The organism is Stappia sp. WLB 29, assembly GCF_023507705.1.
In the GTDB taxonomy this organism is placed as follows: domain Bacteria; phylum Pseudomonadota; class Alphaproteobacteria; order Rhizobiales; family Stappiaceae; genus Stappia.
Map to the genome: position 1 here is coordinate 199,809 of NZ_JALBGD010000006.1, position 16,676 is coordinate 216,484.

Here is a 16,676-nt window from a genome sequence, read left to right on the forward strand (position 1 = left end):
GGGCTCCTTCGAGGCATCGGGGTCGGCAACAGGCGCATTCGGTCTGTCTCCGTATGTTCAGGCCGCCGCGGCCTGCGGCGGCTCCATCGCGCCGGTCATGATGGCGACGGCGTCCGACATGGAGAAGTCGTCCGGCCTGATGACACAGGCACGACGCCCGAGGCGATGGATATGGATGCGGTCGGCGACCTCGAACACATGCGGCATGTTGTGGGAGATCAGCACGATGGGCAGGCCGCGCGCCTTCACGTCGCGGATCAGGTCGAGGACCTTGCGGCTCTCCTTGACGCCGAGGGCGGCCGTCGGCTCGTCCATGATCACGACCTTGGAGCCGAAGGCGGCCGCGCGCGCCACGGCAACACCCTGGCGCTGACCGCCGGACAGGGTCTCCACGGCCTGGTTGATGTTCTGGATGGTCATCAGGCCGAGCTCGGAGAGCTTCTCCCGGGCGATGCGTTCCATGGCCTTGCGGTCGAGCTTGCGCAGGTACTTGCCCATCCAGCCGGGGTGGCGCAACTCGCGGCCCATGAACAGGTTGTCGGCGATGGAGAGCGCCGGCGACAGGGCAAGGTTCTGGTAGACCGTCTCGATACCGGCCTCGCGGGCCCGCATCGGCGAGGAGAAGTTGACCGGCTTGCCCTCCAGCCGGATCTCGCCCTCGTCCGGCACGACCGCGCCGGAGATTGCCTTGATCAGGGTCGACTTGCCCGCGCCATTGTCGCCGATCACGGCGAGGATCTCGCCGGGATAGAGGTCGAAGTCGGCCCGGTCGAGGGCGACGACGCGGCCGTAGCGCTTGACGAGGCCGCGGGCGGTGAGGATCGGTTCGCGGGTCATGCTGCAACCTTTCTGATCCACTGGTCGATGGCGACGGCGCCGATGATCAGCATGCCGATGAGCAGGTAGGTCCATTGCGGATCTGTGCCGATGAGGCGCAGGCCGAGCGAGAACACGCCGACGATGAGCGCGCCGAACAGCATGCCGAGGATCGAGCCGCGTCCGCCGAACAGCGAGATGCCGCCGATCACCACGGCGGTGATGGATTCGATGTTGGTAAACTGGCCGGTGGTCGGGGAGACCGAGCCGAGGCGGCCGATCATCGCCCAGCCGCCGATGGCGCAGATGAGGCCGGCCAGCGTGTAGACCGAGATGCGCATGCGGGCGACGCGCACGCCGGCAAGCTCTGCCGCGTCCGGATCGTCGCCGATGGCGTAGACGTGCCGTCCCCAGGCGGTGTGGTTGAGCACGTAGTTGAGCACCAGCACCAGCAGGAACATGGCGATGACGCCATAGGTGAAGACGGCGCCGCCGACGTTGAACTTCTCGCCGAAGAACTGGAGGATCGGTGCTTGCGCCTCGATATCCTGGCTGCGGATCGTCTCGTTGGCCGAGTAGAGGAAGTTGGCCGCCAGCACGATCTGCCACATGCCGAGCGTGACGATGAAGGGCGGCAACCGCATCCAGGCGACCAGCGCGCCGTTGATGAAGCCGCACAGGGTGCCGCAGGCGAGGCCGCAGAGCACGGCGATCTCCGGCGGCAGCCCGTAGCGGAAGGTGAACTGGCCCATCACCACCGAGGACAGGACCATGATGGCGCCGACCGACAGGTCGATGCCGGCGGTCAGGATCACCAGCGACTGGGCGCAGCCGACGATGCCGACGATGGCCACCTGCTGGAGAATGAGCGTCAGGGCGAAGGGCGAGAAGAATTTCGAACCGAGCAGGATGCCGAACACCGCCAGCGAGAGCGCAAGCACGATCAGCGGCACGAACTCGGGACGGGCGTGCAGGCGGTGCTGGATGCGGTCGATCAGCGGGCGCTCGGCTCGCTCGAAGGCGGCGACTTCCGAGGAGCTTCCGGCGAGGCCCTTTTCGAAATCGTGTTTGGCGGATGTCTGTGCGTCGCTCATTGGGTTTCCTCCCCCCGGAACGGTGCCTGGCCTGTTAGGCTGGCGGATCGCCCGCGCGGGCGGCAAAGTGCCGTTCCCGCGCGGAGCGTCCGTCAATGCGAGGTGCCGGATCTCAGCCCCAGCACTTGTCCATGCCTTCCTTGGTATCGATGGAGGGAACGCCCTCCGCCGGCTTGTCCGTGACCAGCGCGACGCCGGTGTCGAAGAAATTCTTGCCCGGCGTCGGCTCCGGCTTGGCGCCGGTATCGGCGAAGGTCTTGATCGCCTCGATACCGAGCGAGGCCATCAGCAGCGGATATTGCTGCGAGGTCGCGCCGATCACGCCTTCGACGACGTTCTTCACGCCCGGGCAACCGCCGTCCACCGAGACGATCAGCACATCGTTTTCGCGACCCATCGCCTTCAGCGCCTCATAGGCGCCGGCGGCAGCGGGCTCGTTGATCGTGTAGACGACGTTGACCATGGGATCCTTGGTCAGCAGGTTCTCCATGGCGCGGCGGCCGCCTTCCTCGTTGCCGGCGGTCACGTCGTTGCCGACGATGCGCGGGTCGTCCTCGTCGCCCCAGCGGTTCGGGTCCTTCACGTCGATGCCGAAGCCGGTCAGGAAGCCCTGGTCGCGCAGCACGCCGACGGAGGGCTGGCTGACGGCAAGGTCGAGCATGGCGATCTTGGCATCGGCCGCCGCATCGCCCAGCGTGGCGCGGGCCCACTGGCCGATCAGTTCGCCGGCCTTGAAGTTGTCCGTGGCGAAGGTCGCGTCGGCCGCGTCGATGGGCTCCAGCGGGGTGTCGAGGGCGATCACCAGGATGCCGGCATCGCGCGCCTGCTTGACGCTGTCGACGATGGCCTTGGTGTCGGACGCGGTGATCAGGATGCCCTTGGCGCCGTCGGCGATACAGGTCTCGATGGCGGCGACCTGGCTCTCGTGGTCGCCGTCGATCTTGCCGGCATAGGACTTCAGTTCGATGCCAAGTTCTGCCGCCTTGGCGGTGGCGCCCTCCTTCATCTTGACGAAGAACGGGTTGGTGTCGGTCTTGGTGACGAGGCACGCGGAGATGTCGGCGCCCAGGGCCGGAGTGGCCGCGGCCATGCCGAGCACGGTGCCGGCGAGCATGAGTTTCCTAAGCATTGTCAGTTCCTCCCAGTTGGCTTGCGATCGGATCGCAGGCCGTCCGGCCCCTCAAGCCGGGCGGCCATCCTGTGCGGGCTCGACGTCCTTGCGCGCCTTGCGCGCGGCGGCATCGGCAGCACCTCGTTTGCCCTCGTTCGCGGTCGGGATCGCGGTGCGGGGCGAATAGTTGAAGAAGATTGGCAGATTGGCGGCGCCGACAGCGCCCGCGTCCTGGCCGAAGGAGCCGCGGCGAAGGCGCGGCGGCACCCGCGATTGCGGCGCGGCCAGCGCCAGCGACCGGGTCAGGTCGTCGATCAGGCGCTGCGGCAGGCCGCCGTCGATGTCGAAATCGATCACCACCAGCGGCACGTCGATCAGCGAGATCGCCGACCAGATCGCCGGCGTCAGCGCGGCGACGCAATCCGCCAGCCACTCTTCCACCGCCGGGTGGCCGCCTTCCGCCGCGCGTTCCAGATCGTCGCGCGTCTCGGCGACGATGCCGTGATGGGCAAGGTGCCGCTTCAGCGCCGAGATCGAGGCGCGGGTCAGCAGGATGTCCATCTCCCCGCGCGGGGCCGGGGCGGAGGCGAGCCGGCTGCGCGGCACCGGGATCATGGCGACGTCGCCGGCATTGCCCTGGACGCCCTTCACGCAGTCGCCGCCATAGACGACGCCGCCGCCGATGGCGGGACCGAGGAACAGGTAGAGGAAGTCGTCGGCATGGCGGCCGGCGCCGGAGAACAGCTCGGCGATGGCGGCGGCGGTGCCGTCGTTTTCGGAAAAGACCGGGAAGTCGATCGCCTCCTCAAGCATCTGCTTGAAATCGATGTCGTCCCACAGGTGAAAGTTCGCCTTCGGCAGGCCGAGTTCGTGCAGCCAGGAGCCGAGGTTGAACGGCATGGCGACGCCGACGCCGGCGATGCGCGCGTGCTCCTGCGGCGAGATCAGCCGCAGCAGCATGGCGATGTCGCGGGCCACGATGTCGACGACCCGCTCGGGCTCGGGAAGGAACCGGTCGTGCGACTGGCGGCCGATGATGCGGCCGGAAAAATCCGCCAGCACCGTCTCGATGGAGGTGCGGTCGATGCGCACGCCGAAGCCGTAGGCCCCCGCGGCGGACAGGCGCAGCATCGTCGCCGGCTGGCCGCGCCCGCCGTCGTGCCGCTTGCCCAGCGTCTCGATGAGCCCGCTGGCGGTCAGGTCCTGGATGATGCCGCCGATGGCCGCGTTGGTCAGCTGGGCGAGGCGTGCCAGATCCGCTTTGGACGCGTCGCCGACACGGCGCAGCACCTGCAGCACGATGCGCTCGTTGTAGCGGCGCAGCTGAACGGAATTCGATCCCTGTCCGACGAGCGGGCGCCTTGCCAACGCGAAATCCTCCCTCACCCCGCCTCCGCCTCTGCCGGGCGGTTGGACGATTTATTTCTTTAAGTTGATTTATTAATTATCGGCGGGCGGCGCTTGTCAATCCGCTTTCGGTGCTGCAGCGCGGAATCCGCAACGTCCGGTGGCGCTGGCGCGCCGTGCCGTGCTTGTGCCATGCTTGGGTGCGAGGCAAGGTGCACGGATCGCACGGCAGGGAGCACTACATGCCGAACACGATGGAAACACGGCCCTTTCTCGAACGGGCGATTGCCGCCGGGCGCGGGGAGGAGCCTGCGGATCTCGTCCTTCGAAACGTGCGCCTGTTCTCGGTGATCGACGGGTCGCTGACGGATACGGATGTGGCGATTGTCGGCGACCGGATCGTCGGGACGCATGGGCGCTATCGCGGGAAACGGGAAATCGACGGCGGCGGGCGCATCGTGGTTCCCGGTTTCATCGACACGCATCTGCATGTCGAATCGTCCCTGGTGACGCCGCTCGAATTCGACCGCTGCGTGCTGCCGCACGGCGTGACGACGGCGATCTGCGATCCGCACGAGATCGCCAATGTGCTGGGCGCGGCGGGTATCCGCTATTTCCTCGATGCGTCCGAGCGCACGCTGATGGATCTGCGGGTCAACCTGTCGTCTTGCGTGCCCGCGACTGCGTTCGAGACGGCCGGCGCGCAGCTCGAAGTCGAGGATCTCGAACCGTTCCGCGACCATCCGAAGGTGATCGGCCTTGCGGAGTTCATGAATTTCCCCGGTGTTCTGGCGCGCGATCCCGGCGCCATCGCCAAGCTGGCGGCCTTCCAGGACGGGCATATCGACGGGCATGCGCCGCTGCTGTCGGGGCTCGATCTCAACGGTTATCTCGCCGCGCGCATCCGCACCGACCATGAGGCCACGACGGCAGAGGAAGCACGCGAGAAGCTCGCCAAGGGCATGACGATCCTGATCCGGGAAGGCTCCGTGTCGAAGGACCTAGAGGCGCTGGCCGAAGTGCTGACGCCGGACACCTCGTCCTTCGTGTGCCTTTGCACCGACGACCGCAATCCGCTCGACATTGCCGAGGAAGGCCATCTCGACAGCATGATCCGGCGGCTGATCGCCCGCGGCGCGCGGCCCTGCGACGCCTATCGTGCGGCCAGCTGGTCGGCGGCGGTCGCCTTCGGCCTGCGCGACCGGGGACAGGTGGCGCCGGGCTGGCGCGCCGATCTCGTGCTGCTCGACGACCTGGAAGAGTGCCGCGTCCATTCGGTCGTTGCCGCAGGGCGTCCGGTGGACGAGGATGCCTTTGCCGCGCGCCAGCCGCTGCAGCCGGTCGGGCTCGACAGCGTCCGCCTGCAGCGCCCGGTGACGGCGGAGGATTTCCGCCTCGCGGGTTCGGGCTTAAACGAAAGCGCCGTCATCGGCGTGGTGCCGGGCCGGATCATCACCGAGCATCTCACACGCAGCCTGCCGGAGGGGGAGGGCGGGGTGCTGGCCGATCCTGCTTCGGATGTCGCCAAGGTCGCGGTGGTGGAGCGGCACGGGAAGAACGGCAATATCGGCCGCGGCTTCGTCTCCGGGTTCGGCTTGCAGGGCGGGGCGATCGCCTCCTCCGTCGGGCACGACAGCCACAATATCTGTGTGGTCGGCTGCGACGATGCCTCGATGGCGACGGCGGTCAACCGGATCGCCGAGCTGCAGGGCGGTTTCGTCGTGGCGCGGGGCGACACGGTGATGGCGGAGCTTGCGCTTCCCGTTGCCGGGCTGATGAGCCTTGCCTCGTTCGAGGAGGTTCGTCACGCCTTGGAGTCGCTGCGGATCGCCGCCCGTGCGCTGGGCTGCACGTTGCCCGAGCCGTTCCTGCAGGTCGCCTTCCTGCCCCTGCCGGTCATCCCGCACCTGAAGATCACGGATCGCGGGTTGTTCGACGTCGACCGTTTCGCGCTGCTCGGTTGAGCATGGCGACCGGCCGCGATGCCGATCTCTGCCGCCGCGTGGTAGACTGGCGCAAGGCTCGAGCGCAGTCGAGGAGTCGGATTTTACGTTGACGTAAAGGGAAGGCTTGCCCATGTTGACCATGCCGGCGAAGCCGGCCGCGAGTCTGCGGGAGGGGCGGGCGCCGTGCAACAACAGGGCACGATCCACGTGCCAGGTCCGGGAGGAACCATCGTGAGCGAACCGCAGGTCTGGCTTGCCGCTTTTCGTCCGCAGTCGATGCACACCTATCTCGACACGGCCGCCAGGGAGCATGGCCGGCGACCGGCCATGGACTTCCTCGGCAAGGGCTGGACCTATGCCGAGATCGCGGCGCTGACCGACCGGGCGGCGGCCGGCCTTCAAGCGATGGGCGTGGTCAAGGGCGACAAGGTGGGTCTGTGCCTGCCGAACACGCCCTACTACACGATCTTCTATTTCGCGGTGCTGAAGATCGGCGGCATCGTGGTGAACTTCAACCCGCTCTACGTGGAGCGGGAACTGTCGTTCCAGGCGCGGGACAGCGGTACGCGCATCATGGTGACCATGGATCTCAAGGTCATCTACGACAAGGTGGAGGCGGTGCGGCGCGAGGGGACGCTCGACCGCGTCATCGTCTGCCCGATGGCCGATATCCTGCCCCAGCCGAAGAAGCTGCTGTTCCAGCTGTTCAAGCGCGGCGACCGGGCGCGCGTGCCGCACGATGCCGCGCATCCGCGCTTTTCGGAAGTCGTCGGCCATGGCGCCAGCCCGCGCGTCGCCGACATCCGCCCCGATACGGACATCGCCGTGCTCCAGTACACGGGCGGGACGACCGGGGTTCCCAAGGGCGCGATGCTGACCCACACCAACCTTGCCGCGAATATTGAGCAGATGCGCTCGATCTTCTGCGATGCACAGGTCGGCGAAGAGAAGATGCTCTGCGTGCTTCCGTTCTTCCACGTCTTCGCGATGACGGTGGCGCAGAACCTGTCCGTGGTGCTGGCGGCCGAGATGGTCCTGATGCCGCGCTTCGAGCTGAAGATGCTGCTCGACACGATCCGGCGGAAGAAGGTCACGCTGTTCCCCGGTGTGCCGACCATCTACACGGCGATCAACAATTCCGAGATGACCAAGGGGTACGATCTCACCACGATCCGGCTGTGCATTTCCGGCGGCGCGCCGCTGCCGGTGGAGGTGAAGACGCAGTTCGAGGGGCTGACCGGCTGCATTCTGGTGGAGGGCTACGGCCTGACCGAGGCCTCGCCGGTCGTGGCGGCGAACCCGCTCAACGAGAACCGCCGTGCGGGCTCCATCGGCCTTGCCATTCCCGGCACGGTGCTGGAGTTCCGCAGCCTCGAGAACCCGTCCCAATGCGTGCCGGAGGGCGAGAAGGGCGAGCTGGTGGTGCGCGGGCCGCAGGTGATGGCCGGCTATTACAACCGCCCGGAAGATACGGCGCGGGCCATCGAGAACGGCGCCCTGCATACCGGCGATGTCGGTTATCGCGATCCGGACGGCTTCGTCTATCTCGTCGACCGGATCAAGGACCTGATCCTGTGCTCGGGCTACAACGTCTATCCGCGCATGATCGAGGAGGCGATCTACCAGCATCCGGCCGTGGAAGAGACGATCGTCATCGCCATTCCCGACCCTTATCGCGGGCAGGCGCCCAAGGCTTTCGTCAAGCTGAAGCCGGACGAGAACGTCTCCGCCGAGGATCTCCGGCAGTTCCTGAAAGGCCACCTGTCGCCAATCGAGCTGCCGCAGGAGATCGAGTTCCGCGACAGCTTGCCTAAGACGATGGTCGGCAAGCTGTCCAAGAAGGAGCTGGTGGAGGAGGAGAAGGCGAAGCGGGCCGCCGCTGCCGCTGAAGGCTGACGGTCTCGTTGTGTTCACAAGTCCTTGCGCCGGCGGTGCTTGATGCGGGCGGGCCGACTTGGCATTGTCGGCCAGACCCTATCCGACACGCGCAACGGGACACCCGGCAAGATGACGGCCGACCTGCCGACCTATCTCACGACCAAGGAAATGGCCGACCTGCTCCGGGTGAAGGAGCGAAAGATCTACGATCTGGCGGCTGCCGGCGAGATCCCGCACAGCCGCGCAACCGGCAAGCTGCTCTTCCCCCGCGAAGTGGTGCTGGCCTGGATCGAGAATGCCAGCGAGGCGCCGACCGGCGAGGGCACGCGGCCGGCCGTCGTCCTCGGCAGCCACGATCCGCTGCTCGAATGGGCGCTGCGCGAGAGCGGCTCGGGCCTTGCCGCCTTTTTCGACGGCAGCCTCGATGGGCTCGACCGGTTCGAGCAGCTGGAAGGCGTTGCCGCCGGGCTGCACATGATCCAGGACGAGGGCTGGAACACCGAGCTCGTCTCGCAGCGTTTCCGCTTCCGCCCCGTGGTGCTGGCCGAATGGGCGTGGCGCGACCGCGGCGTCATCGTCTCGCCGGGCAATCCGCTCGGCATCGGCTCCATCGCCGATCTTGCCGGCAAGCGCTTGGTCTTGCGCCAGCCGCAGGCGGGCAGCCAGCACCTGATGGAGCGGCTGTTCGCGCAAGCCGGCATTGCCGTTCCGCAAGGAGCCCCGGTGGCACGGGACGAGCGCGAGGCGGCGCTTGCCGTGCTCGACGGGCGGGCGGATGCGGCCTTCGGGCTCGCCGCCTCGGCACGGCAGTTCAAGCTGGATTTCGTGCCCGTGTGCGAGGAGCGGTTCGACCTGCTGGTGTCGCGGCGCGACTGGTTCGAGGCCCCGTTCCAGGCGCTGATCGCCTTCACGAGAACACCGGCCTTTGCGGAAATGGCAAGGACCCTCGGCGGCTACCGCGTCGACGGAATCTGGACGCCGCATTTCAACGGCGCGTGAGCCCTCTGAGCAAGGTCAGGGCGGGTCGGCCCGCACGCCCGTGCGCGCCGTGACCTGGCGGCCGAGCCGGTTTTCCCGCCAGACCGTATAGAGCGCGCCGGCGACGATGAGCGCCGAGCCTGCATAGGTCACGGGCGCGGGCAGATCCCCGAACACCAGAAAGCCGATGATGGTCGCGTAGATCAGGCGGGCATAGTCGAGCGCGGCGAGCGCCGAAGCCTCGCCCGCACGGAAGGCGCGGATGTTGCACATCTGCCCGGCCCAGGAGGCCATGCCGACCAGCAGCAGCAGGCCCCATTCCTCCGGCGTCGGCGTCTTCCAGTAGTAGATGGCGATGGGCAGCATGATCAGGCCGACGAAAAACGCTTGGTAGGTGAGGATGGTGACCGGGCGCTCCACCTGAGACAGCTTGCGGATGATGATCATGACGATGCCGGCTGCCGCCGCGCCGGCGACGGCCATGGCGGCATAGATGCTGAAGCCCGTGTCGCCGCCCGGCTGCAGGATGATGACGACGCCCAGGAAGCCGACAGCGGTCGCCGCCCAGCGGTGCGGGCCGACGGTCTCGCCGAGGAACAGGATCGCGAAGATCGTCAGGAAGAAGGTCTTGGAAAAGGCGATGGCGGTGGCGTCCGCCAGCGGCAGGTGGATGATCGCGGTGAAGCCGGCGAGCATCGCCACCGAGGCGCAGCCGACGCGGATGACATGCAGGCCCGGGCGCTGCGTCTTCAGCGAACCGGGAAGGCCGGAAATGATCACCGGCGCGACGATGATCGTCATGATCACCTGGCGGATCAGGATGATCTCGGCGACATGCAGCCGCTCGCCGAGGATCTTGATGAGCGTCACCATCGCCGTGAAGAAGATGCCGGCGACCAGCATCCACAGGATGCCGCGGATGTTTCCGGGAAGCAGCGAGAGCCTGTCGCCCGTGTCGCGGTAGCGCTGGGCGAGGCTGCGTCCCTCTCCGGGATCGGGAGGGTCCGGGGGCGTGTGCTCGGAAGGTGGGGGCATCGGGCTGTCCGTGCGCGGGAAGGCGACGAGCGCCGCCGCAAGAAGGTGAGGGGCCGAGCATAGTCCCATTGGCCGCTTTCGCGAAAGGGCCCGGCCGGTGTTCCGCTCCCCCTTGGCGAACAGGCGCTTTTGCCGCTAAGCTTTTGCCCATCCACACAGCGGCAGCTATCGTCGCGTCGCCCGACCCGTGATCGGCCTTGACCCTCCCGGCACTGCGCCACATGTCGCACGCAACGCTTTCCGCAATCACCGCAGCGATCTCCGGGCCGTGCCCGGCTGTTAGCAACGAGGCATTCGAATGAACGAGATGGTGCACGCCAAGTTCGGCATCGGCGCACCGGTGCGCCGCAAGGAAGACGACGCACTGGTCACCGGCCGGGGCCATTACACCGACGACGTCCAGTCCGACGGCATGCTGCGTGCCTTTGTGGTGCGCTCCAGCGTGGCGCATGCGCGCATTACCCTCGGCGACCTGGAGCCGGCCCGCTCCGCCCCCGGCGTCGCCATGGTGATGACCGCGGCGGACATTCCCGATCTCGGCCTGATGCCGACCAAGGCGATCCTCACCCAGACCGACGGCACGCGCCATGCGGTTCCCCCGCGCCCCGTGCTGGCGACCGACACCGTGCGCCATGTCGGCGAGCCCATCGCCCTGGTCGTCGCCGACACGCTCGCCAATGCGAAGTCGGCGGCGGAACTGGTCGAGGTCGACTACGAGCCGCTCGATGCGGTGGTCGACACGGGCGATGCCCTGAAGCCGGATGCGCCGCTGGTGTGGCCGGAGACCGGCACCAATCTCGCCTTCATCTATGACGCGGGCGATGCGGCGGCGACGAACCGGGCGTTCGAGACCGCCCATCACGTCACCCGGATCGACATCGTCAACAACCGCCTGGTGTGCAACTACATGGAGCCGCGCGGCTGCATCGGCGAATACGATGCGGAAACCGGCCGCTATACGCTGACCGCCGGCACCCAGGGCGGCCACAGCATGCAGGCGATCATCGCCGGCGACATCCTCGGCATCCCGCGCAACCGCTTGCGGGTCGTCACGCCGGATGTCGGCGGCGGGTTCGGCACCAAGAATTTCGTCTATCCGGAATACCCCGTCTGCCTGGTGGCGGCGGAGCGCCTCGGCCGGCCGGTCAAGTGGGTCTGCGAGCGCAGCGAGCACTTCCTCGCCGATGCGCACGGGCGCGACAACCTGTCGGTGGCGGAAGTGGCGCTCGATGCCGAAGGGCGCATCCTGGCGCTGCGCGTCGAGATCGTCGCGGCGATGGGCGCCTATCTGCACCAGTACGGTCCGATGATCCCGAATTTCGGCCTGTCGATGGCGACCGGCCTCTACCACGTGCCTGCGATGTACGGCGTGGTGAAGGGCGTCTACACCAACACGACGCCGACCGACGCCTATCGCGGCGCGGGCCGGCCCGAGGCCGCCTATCTGCTGGAGCGGCTGGTCGACCGGGCGGCGGCGGAGATGGACATGTCGCCGGCCGAGTTCCGCCGCCGCAACTTCATCCGTCCCGAGCAGCTGCCCTACACCACCCACACGGGGCGCATGTACGACACCGGCGACTTCTCCGCCCATATGGACAAGGCGATGGCGGCGATCGGCTGGGACGGCTTCGCCGAGCGGGCAGAGGCGTCCGCTGCGCGCGGGCGCTATCGCGGCATCGGCATGGCGACCTATATCGAGGCCTGCGCCTTTGCGGGTTCCGAGGAGGCGACGGTGGAGCTGGGCGGCGACGGTTCTCTGACGCTGCTGATCGGCACGCAGACCAACGGCCAGGGCCATGCCACCGCCTACGGGCAGATCATCGCCGAGCAGTTCGGCGTCGATCTCGACCGCATCACCATGATCCAGGGCGACACCGACCGGGTGCGCAAGGGCGGCGGCACGGGCGGCTCGCGCTCGATCCCCATCGGCCTTCCCTCCGTGCTGGAGGCCTCGCGCAGCCTGGTGAAGAAGATCAAGGACCTTGCCGCCGACAAGCTGGAGGCGGGCCCTGAGGACCTGGAGCTCGTCGACGGCGAGGTGCGGGTCGTGGGCACCGACAGGTCGGTGACCTTGGCCGAGATCGCGGCCGCCGCGCCCGAGCAGCTGACGGCGAGCGAGGAGGTCAAGCAGGCCGAGGCGACCTATCCCAACGGCACGCATATCTGCGAGCTGGAGGTCGATCCGGAGACCGGCGACATCGAGCTGCTGGACTATGTGATCGTCGACGATTTCGGCGTGACGGTGAACCCGATCCTTCTGGCCGGCCAGGTGCATGGCGGCGTGGTGCAGGCCATCGGCCAGGCATTGATGGAGCACACGGTCTACGACGAGGACGGGCAGCTGCTGACGGCCTCCTTCCTCGACTACCAGATGCCGCGGGCGGCCGACATTCCCGGCATCCGCTTCGAGACCAACAACATTCCCTCCACCACCAACGCGCTCGGCATCAAGGGCGCCGGCGAGGCGGGCACCATCGGTGCAGGTCCCGCGGTGATGAACGCGGTCGGCGATGCGCTTCGCCGGGGGGCGGGCGTTGCCCATATCGACATGCCGGCGACGCCGCTGCGCGTGTGGGAGGCGATCCGGGCCGCCAACAGCTGACGCTAGGTCATGTGTTTCGCGCAGGGGTGCCCGTGCAATTCCCATGGGTGCTCCTGCGCGATTCATCCTATAAATGCAGGATGTTCCACTTCTCCGGGCTGTCAGACAGGCCGGTGTCACCGGCAGATCCCGACACGCAATGGCCTCCGAACTTGCCGAAAAGACGACCGGGAACACGCCGGCCGCCAAAGATTTCAACGCCTACAACCCCCGGCTCGGCATTGCGCTGAAAGTCGTGTCGGCCCTCGTCTTCACCGGCATGATCGCCATGGTGAAGCTGCTCGACGGGGCCTACCCGGTCGGCGAGGTGATCTTCGCCCGCTCGTTCTTCGGCATGCTGCCGGTGCTGCTGGTCATCGCCTGGCAGGGCAAGCTGGCCGAGGCCTTCTCCACGCAGCGCCCCTGGGGCCACGTTAGCCGCGCCATCGTCGGCGGCACCGCCATGTCCCTGTGGTTCGCCGCCATCGCCCGCCTGCCGCTGCCCGATGCGACCGCGATCAGCTTCTCCGCGCCGCTCGTCACGGTGGCACTTGCCGCCATCATCCTGCGCGAAAAGGTCCGCGCCTACCGCTGGAGCGCGGTCGTCGTCGGCTTTCTCGGCATTCTCATCATCCTGTCGCCGCACCTGTCCGGTGTCGCGCCGACGGAAGAGGCCTCGCTCGGGGCGATGCTGGCCTTTGCCAGCGCGATCTTCATGGCGCTTGCGATGATCACGGTGCGCCGGCTCACGGGAACGGAGCGCACCTCCACCATCGTGGTGTGGTTCGCGGCGGTGACCTCGGTCTTCGCGCTGATGTCGGCGCCGTTCGGCTGGGCGATGCCGGACCTCGACGATGCGATCATCCTCGTCGCCATCGGCCTGTCGGGCGGCGTCGGCCAGATTCTGCTCACCCAGAGCTATCGCTATGCCGATGCCTCCACCATCGCGCCTTTCGAATACACGACGATGCTGTGGACGGTGCTGGTCGGCTGGATCGTCTTTGCGGAAGTTCCGACGCTGGAAGTGATCGGCGGCGCGATCATCGTCATCGGCGCGGGCGTCTTCGTCATCTTCCGCGAGCACCGGCTCGGCCTCGACAGGTCCCGCGAACGCAGCACGGTCACCCCGTCCAAGGCCTGAGCCGGCACGGCTGGTTCAAGGGCGTCAGAACGCCTTGAACGTGATCATGGTCTTGGTGTCGAGAATGCCGTCGAAGGGATGGACCTTCTCATTGACGAAATGGCCGATGTCGGTCTCGTCGTCCACGTAGAACTTGACCAGCAGATCGTAGTCGCCGGCGGTCGAGTAAATCTCGGAAGCGATCTCCGCGTCGGCGATGGCATTGGCCACCTGGTAGGCCTTGCCGAGATGGCATTTGATCATCACGAAAAACGGAACCATGGACATCTCCGGGTGGCAGGGCGGCGGGCGCCGCGACTCATCGCGACAGTGAAGCGGATGCGGACCCATGGGGCAAGGGCAACCATGGCCGCTCGCGGGTCGTCGCGTCCTGTTGCAGGCGGTTGTGAAACTTTGATCTTGCGGGACTTGCGCAGTTGCCCCCCATGTCGGACTCTGCCATGAAACACCGGTTCGCATCGCCTGTGCGGAAACGGCACGATCGGGGCACGGCACGTTCCGCAGACATGGTTCCAGACGCCGAATGAAACATCGCAAGACATCCTCCCCTTCCTCCGGTCCGGCCGATCCTCGGCCGGCCGATGTGACGCGGCGCGGTGCGCTCGGTCTCACGGGACTGGGCCTTACCGGTCTCGCGCTTGCCGGCGGACTGGCAAGGCCGGCGCTCGCCCAGACGACGATCGAATGGAAGATGGTGACCACCTGGCCGGCCGACCAGCCGGGGCCGGGAGTGTCGGCATCGCGGATCTGCGACACGATCGCGCGCCTCAGCGGCGGGCGCATGCGCGTGCGCCTGTTTCCCGCCGGCGGCCTGGTGGCGGGCGGAGAGGTGTTCGATGCGGTCTCGGCCGGAACGGCGCAGATGGGGCATGCCTCGCCCGCCTTCTGGCAGGACCGGCTGCCGGCCGCGGTCTTCTTTTCCGCCGTGCCCTTCGGCCTGCTGCCTTACGAGCATGTGACCTGGCTGGAGCAGGGCGGCGGCATGGGGCTTTGGGAGCGGCTTTATGCGCCGTTCGGCATCAAGCCGCTGATGGGCGGCAACAGCGGCCCGCAGCTCGGCGGCTGGTTCATGCGCCCGGTTCTGACGCTCGAGGATCTTCGCGGCTTGCGCATCCGCATGACGGGTCTGGGCGGCGAGGTGATGCGGCGCCTGGGGGCGACGCCGGTCTCGCTGCCGTCTTCCGAGATCGTGCCGGCGCTGCAGAGCGGCCTTCTCGATGCGGCGGAGTTCCTCGGCCCCGAGGGCGACCGGGCGATGGGCTTCCAGACCGTTTCCAAGCTGTGCTACACGCCCGGCTTCCATGAGCCGAACGGGGCGAGCGAGACCTTGATCAACCAGGTGGCCTACGAGGGGCTGCCGGACGATCTGAAGGGGGTGATCGCCGCTGCCTGCCGCATGGAGACGCTGCATTCCATCGCCGAGAGTTCCTGGCGCAATGCCGAGGCGCTGCGGCAACTGCTGGAAGAGGACGGGGTGGAACTGCGACGCTTCCCCGAGCCGGTCATGCAGGCGCTGCGGGCAACGTCCAGGGATGTCGTGGCTGCGCTGGCGAATTCCGGCGACATCGCCCGCGACATCCATACCAGCTACACCCAGGCGCTCCAGCGGCTCACGCCGTGGAGCGAGGTGAGCGACCGGCAGATGCTCGACGGCCGCGCGCCCTGAAGCTTGCGCCCGGCGCGGCGGCTGCCGTGTCTCAGCACGCTGCCGCGGGATGAAGGACTTCGGCCGGCACGTTGCGGAAACGCCCGTCCCTGAGCGCTGCGAGCGCAAAATCCACCATCGGCTCGAACATCAGGTCCTGATGCCCCTCGGGCAGGCAGCGGCAGGTTTGCGCCACCAATGCCGGATGGAAGAACATCACCAGCGAATGCTGGAACAGCAGGGCCGAGGTGTCGGCGTCCTGCGGCGGAAACTCGCCCTTCTCGATGCCTTCCTGGATCAGGTGCGCGAAGCTTTCCCGCATCTCGGCCTTGTGGATCTCTATTTCGTCCCACGCCTCGTCCATGGCGGCTTCCAGCAGGTCGTGAATCTTCCTGTTGTCCGTGTAGTGGTCGCGGATATGGTGGAAGTGCTGGCGAACCATCTTGCGCAGCTTCTCGCTGCTGCCGCCGCAGCAGCCTTCGATATCGTGCTCCATGGCGGCGCGAAGGCCGCTGGTCACCAGGACGGTGACCGCCTTGGTCAGTTCGGCCTTGGAGGCGAAGAAGCGGTAGACGTTGGCCGGCGACATGCCGAGTTCGCGGGCGATGTCGGCCACGGTCGTCTTCTGGTAGCCGTAGAGATGGAACAGCTCGCTGGCCTTCTCGACGATGCGCCTGCGCGTCTCGCGGGTCGCAGGACTGTTCGTCCCGTCCCGGGCGGCTGCCTCTTCCATATCCAGCAAGTCACTCATGATGCACTGATCCGGTCTTTTCTGGTTCTTGAGCCTGCGGCCTGGTTGCCCGCATGTCTCGAAAAACGAGGGCGGCAACTCAGGCTCACAATGGGAGCCATGGCCGCCTGCGTCAACTCGTCCCTGCTGCCCGGCCTGCGAAGCGAAGTCTCTGGAGGCGGCGCGCGAGAAGGGCAGGCCGAAGCGCGTGCGCCGGGCCATGCCTGCCGGGCACCGACGCCTCCTGACGACTAATATATGTTCACTGACGTTTATTGACAATCGTCACTTGTCATCCATATTGAGGGTCGCGCGGAGGTGTCTGCGCTTGTTCCATGATCCTGCCGGTCGGCCCGGTGCCGACGATACTGCGC

Annotated in this window: 13 protein-coding genes; 6 read left to right on the forward strand and 7 right to left on the reverse strand. The window is 67.2% G+C overall.

Annotated elements, in window-relative coordinates; genetic code table 11:
• Window positions 1–57: 57 nt before the first annotated feature.
• From MNI96_RS13670 to MNI96_RS13685, 4 genes are all read right to left on the reverse strand, one after another.
• A complete protein-coding gene (locus MNI96_RS13670) occupies window positions 58–837 on the reverse strand; it encodes an ATP-binding cassette domain-containing protein (protein WP_249694013.1) in 780 nt (259 codons plus the stop codon).
• Window positions 834–1,910 carry an ABC transporter permease gene (locus MNI96_RS13675; protein WP_249694014.1) on the reverse strand — a complete coding sequence of 359 codons (1,077 nt, stop codon included), beginning with the start codon at window positions 1,908–1,910 and terminating at the stop codon, window positions 834–836. Before MNI96_RS13675 ends, MNI96_RS13670 begins: the two co-directional genes overlap by 4 nt.
• A 112-nt stretch (window positions 1,911–2,022) precedes the next feature.
• A complete protein-coding gene (locus tag MNI96_RS13680) occupies window positions 2,023–3,039 on the reverse strand; it encodes a sugar ABC transporter substrate-binding protein (protein WP_249694015.1) in 1,017 nt (338 codons plus the stop codon).
• Between the two features lie 51 nt (window positions 3,040–3,090).
• A complete protein-coding gene (locus MNI96_RS13685; protein ID WP_249694016.1) occupies window positions 3,091–4,389 on the reverse strand; it encodes an ROK family transcriptional regulator in 1,299 nt (432 codons plus the stop codon).
• Window positions 4,390–4,610: 221 nt separating this feature from the next.
• On the opposite strand from MNI96_RS13685, the gene ade reads away from it, so the two are divergent.
• From ade to MNI96_RS13700, 3 genes are all read left to right on the forward strand, one after another.
• Entirely contained in the window at window positions 4,611–6,332 is a 1,722-nt protein-coding gene (gene ade / locus MNI96_RS13690; RefSeq protein ID WP_249694017.1) for an adenine deaminase, read from the forward strand.
• 258 nt (window positions 6,333–6,590) lie between these two features.
• A complete protein-coding gene (locus tag MNI96_RS13695) occupies window positions 6,591–8,210 on the forward strand; it encodes a long-chain-fatty-acid--CoA ligase (RefSeq protein WP_249694118.1) in 1,620 nt (539 codons plus the stop codon).
• Window positions 8,211–8,321: 111 nt separating this feature from the next.
• Window positions 8,322–9,191 (forward strand): substrate-binding domain-containing protein, encoded by an 870-nt coding sequence (locus MNI96_RS13700; RefSeq protein ID WP_249694018.1) that lies wholly within the window; start codon window positions 8,322–8,324, stop codon window positions 9,189–9,191.
• Window positions 9,192–9,206: 15 nt separating this feature from the next.
• Here MNI96_RS13700 and MNI96_RS13705 read toward each other — a convergent pair whose 3' ends face one another.
• The gene (locus MNI96_RS13705; protein WP_249694021.1) at window positions 9,207–10,205 is read right to left on the reverse strand and encodes a DMT family transporter; all 999 of its coding nucleotides are present in this window, start codon (window positions 10,203–10,205) and stop codon (window positions 9,207–9,209) included.
• Window positions 10,206–10,503: 298 nt separating this feature from the next.
• On the opposite strand from MNI96_RS13705, the gene MNI96_RS13710 reads away from it, so the two are divergent.
• Window positions 10,504–12,807 carry a xanthine dehydrogenase family protein molybdopterin-binding subunit gene (locus MNI96_RS13710; protein WP_249694023.1) on the forward strand — a complete coding sequence of 768 codons (2,304 nt, stop codon included), beginning with the start codon at window positions 10,504–10,506 and terminating at the stop codon, window positions 12,805–12,807.
• Window positions 12,808–12,946: 139 nt separating this feature from the next.
• On the forward strand, window positions 12,947–13,927 hold the full coding sequence (locus MNI96_RS13715; RefSeq protein ID WP_249694025.1) for a DMT family transporter: 981 nt from the start codon (window positions 12,947–12,949) through the stop codon (window positions 13,925–13,927).
• A 24-nt stretch (window positions 13,928–13,951) separates the two neighbouring features.
• Here the strand turns inward: MNI96_RS13715 and MNI96_RS13720 are convergent, their stop codons facing one another.
• Window positions 13,952–14,188 (reverse strand): Lrp/AsnC ligand binding domain-containing protein, encoded by a 237-nt coding sequence (locus tag MNI96_RS13720; protein ID WP_120267215.1) that lies wholly within the window; start codon window positions 14,186–14,188, stop codon window positions 13,952–13,954.
• A gap of 262 nt (window positions 14,189–14,450) precedes the next feature.
• Between MNI96_RS13720 and MNI96_RS13725 the strand changes: the two genes are divergently transcribed.
• The gene (locus MNI96_RS13725; RefSeq protein ID WP_249694029.1) at window positions 14,451–15,593 is read left to right on the forward strand and encodes a TRAP transporter substrate-binding protein; all 1,143 of its coding nucleotides are present in this window, start codon (window positions 14,451–14,453) and stop codon (window positions 15,591–15,593) included.
• Between the two features lie 31 nt (window positions 15,594–15,624).
• Here the strand turns inward: MNI96_RS13725 and MNI96_RS13730 are convergent, their stop codons facing one another.
• Window positions 15,625–16,323, reverse strand: a complete 699-nt coding sequence (locus MNI96_RS13730) for a TetR/AcrR family transcriptional regulator (RefSeq protein WP_249694030.1) — start codon at window positions 16,321–16,323, stop codon at window positions 15,625–15,627.
• Window positions 16,324–16,676 lie beyond the last annotated feature (353 nt).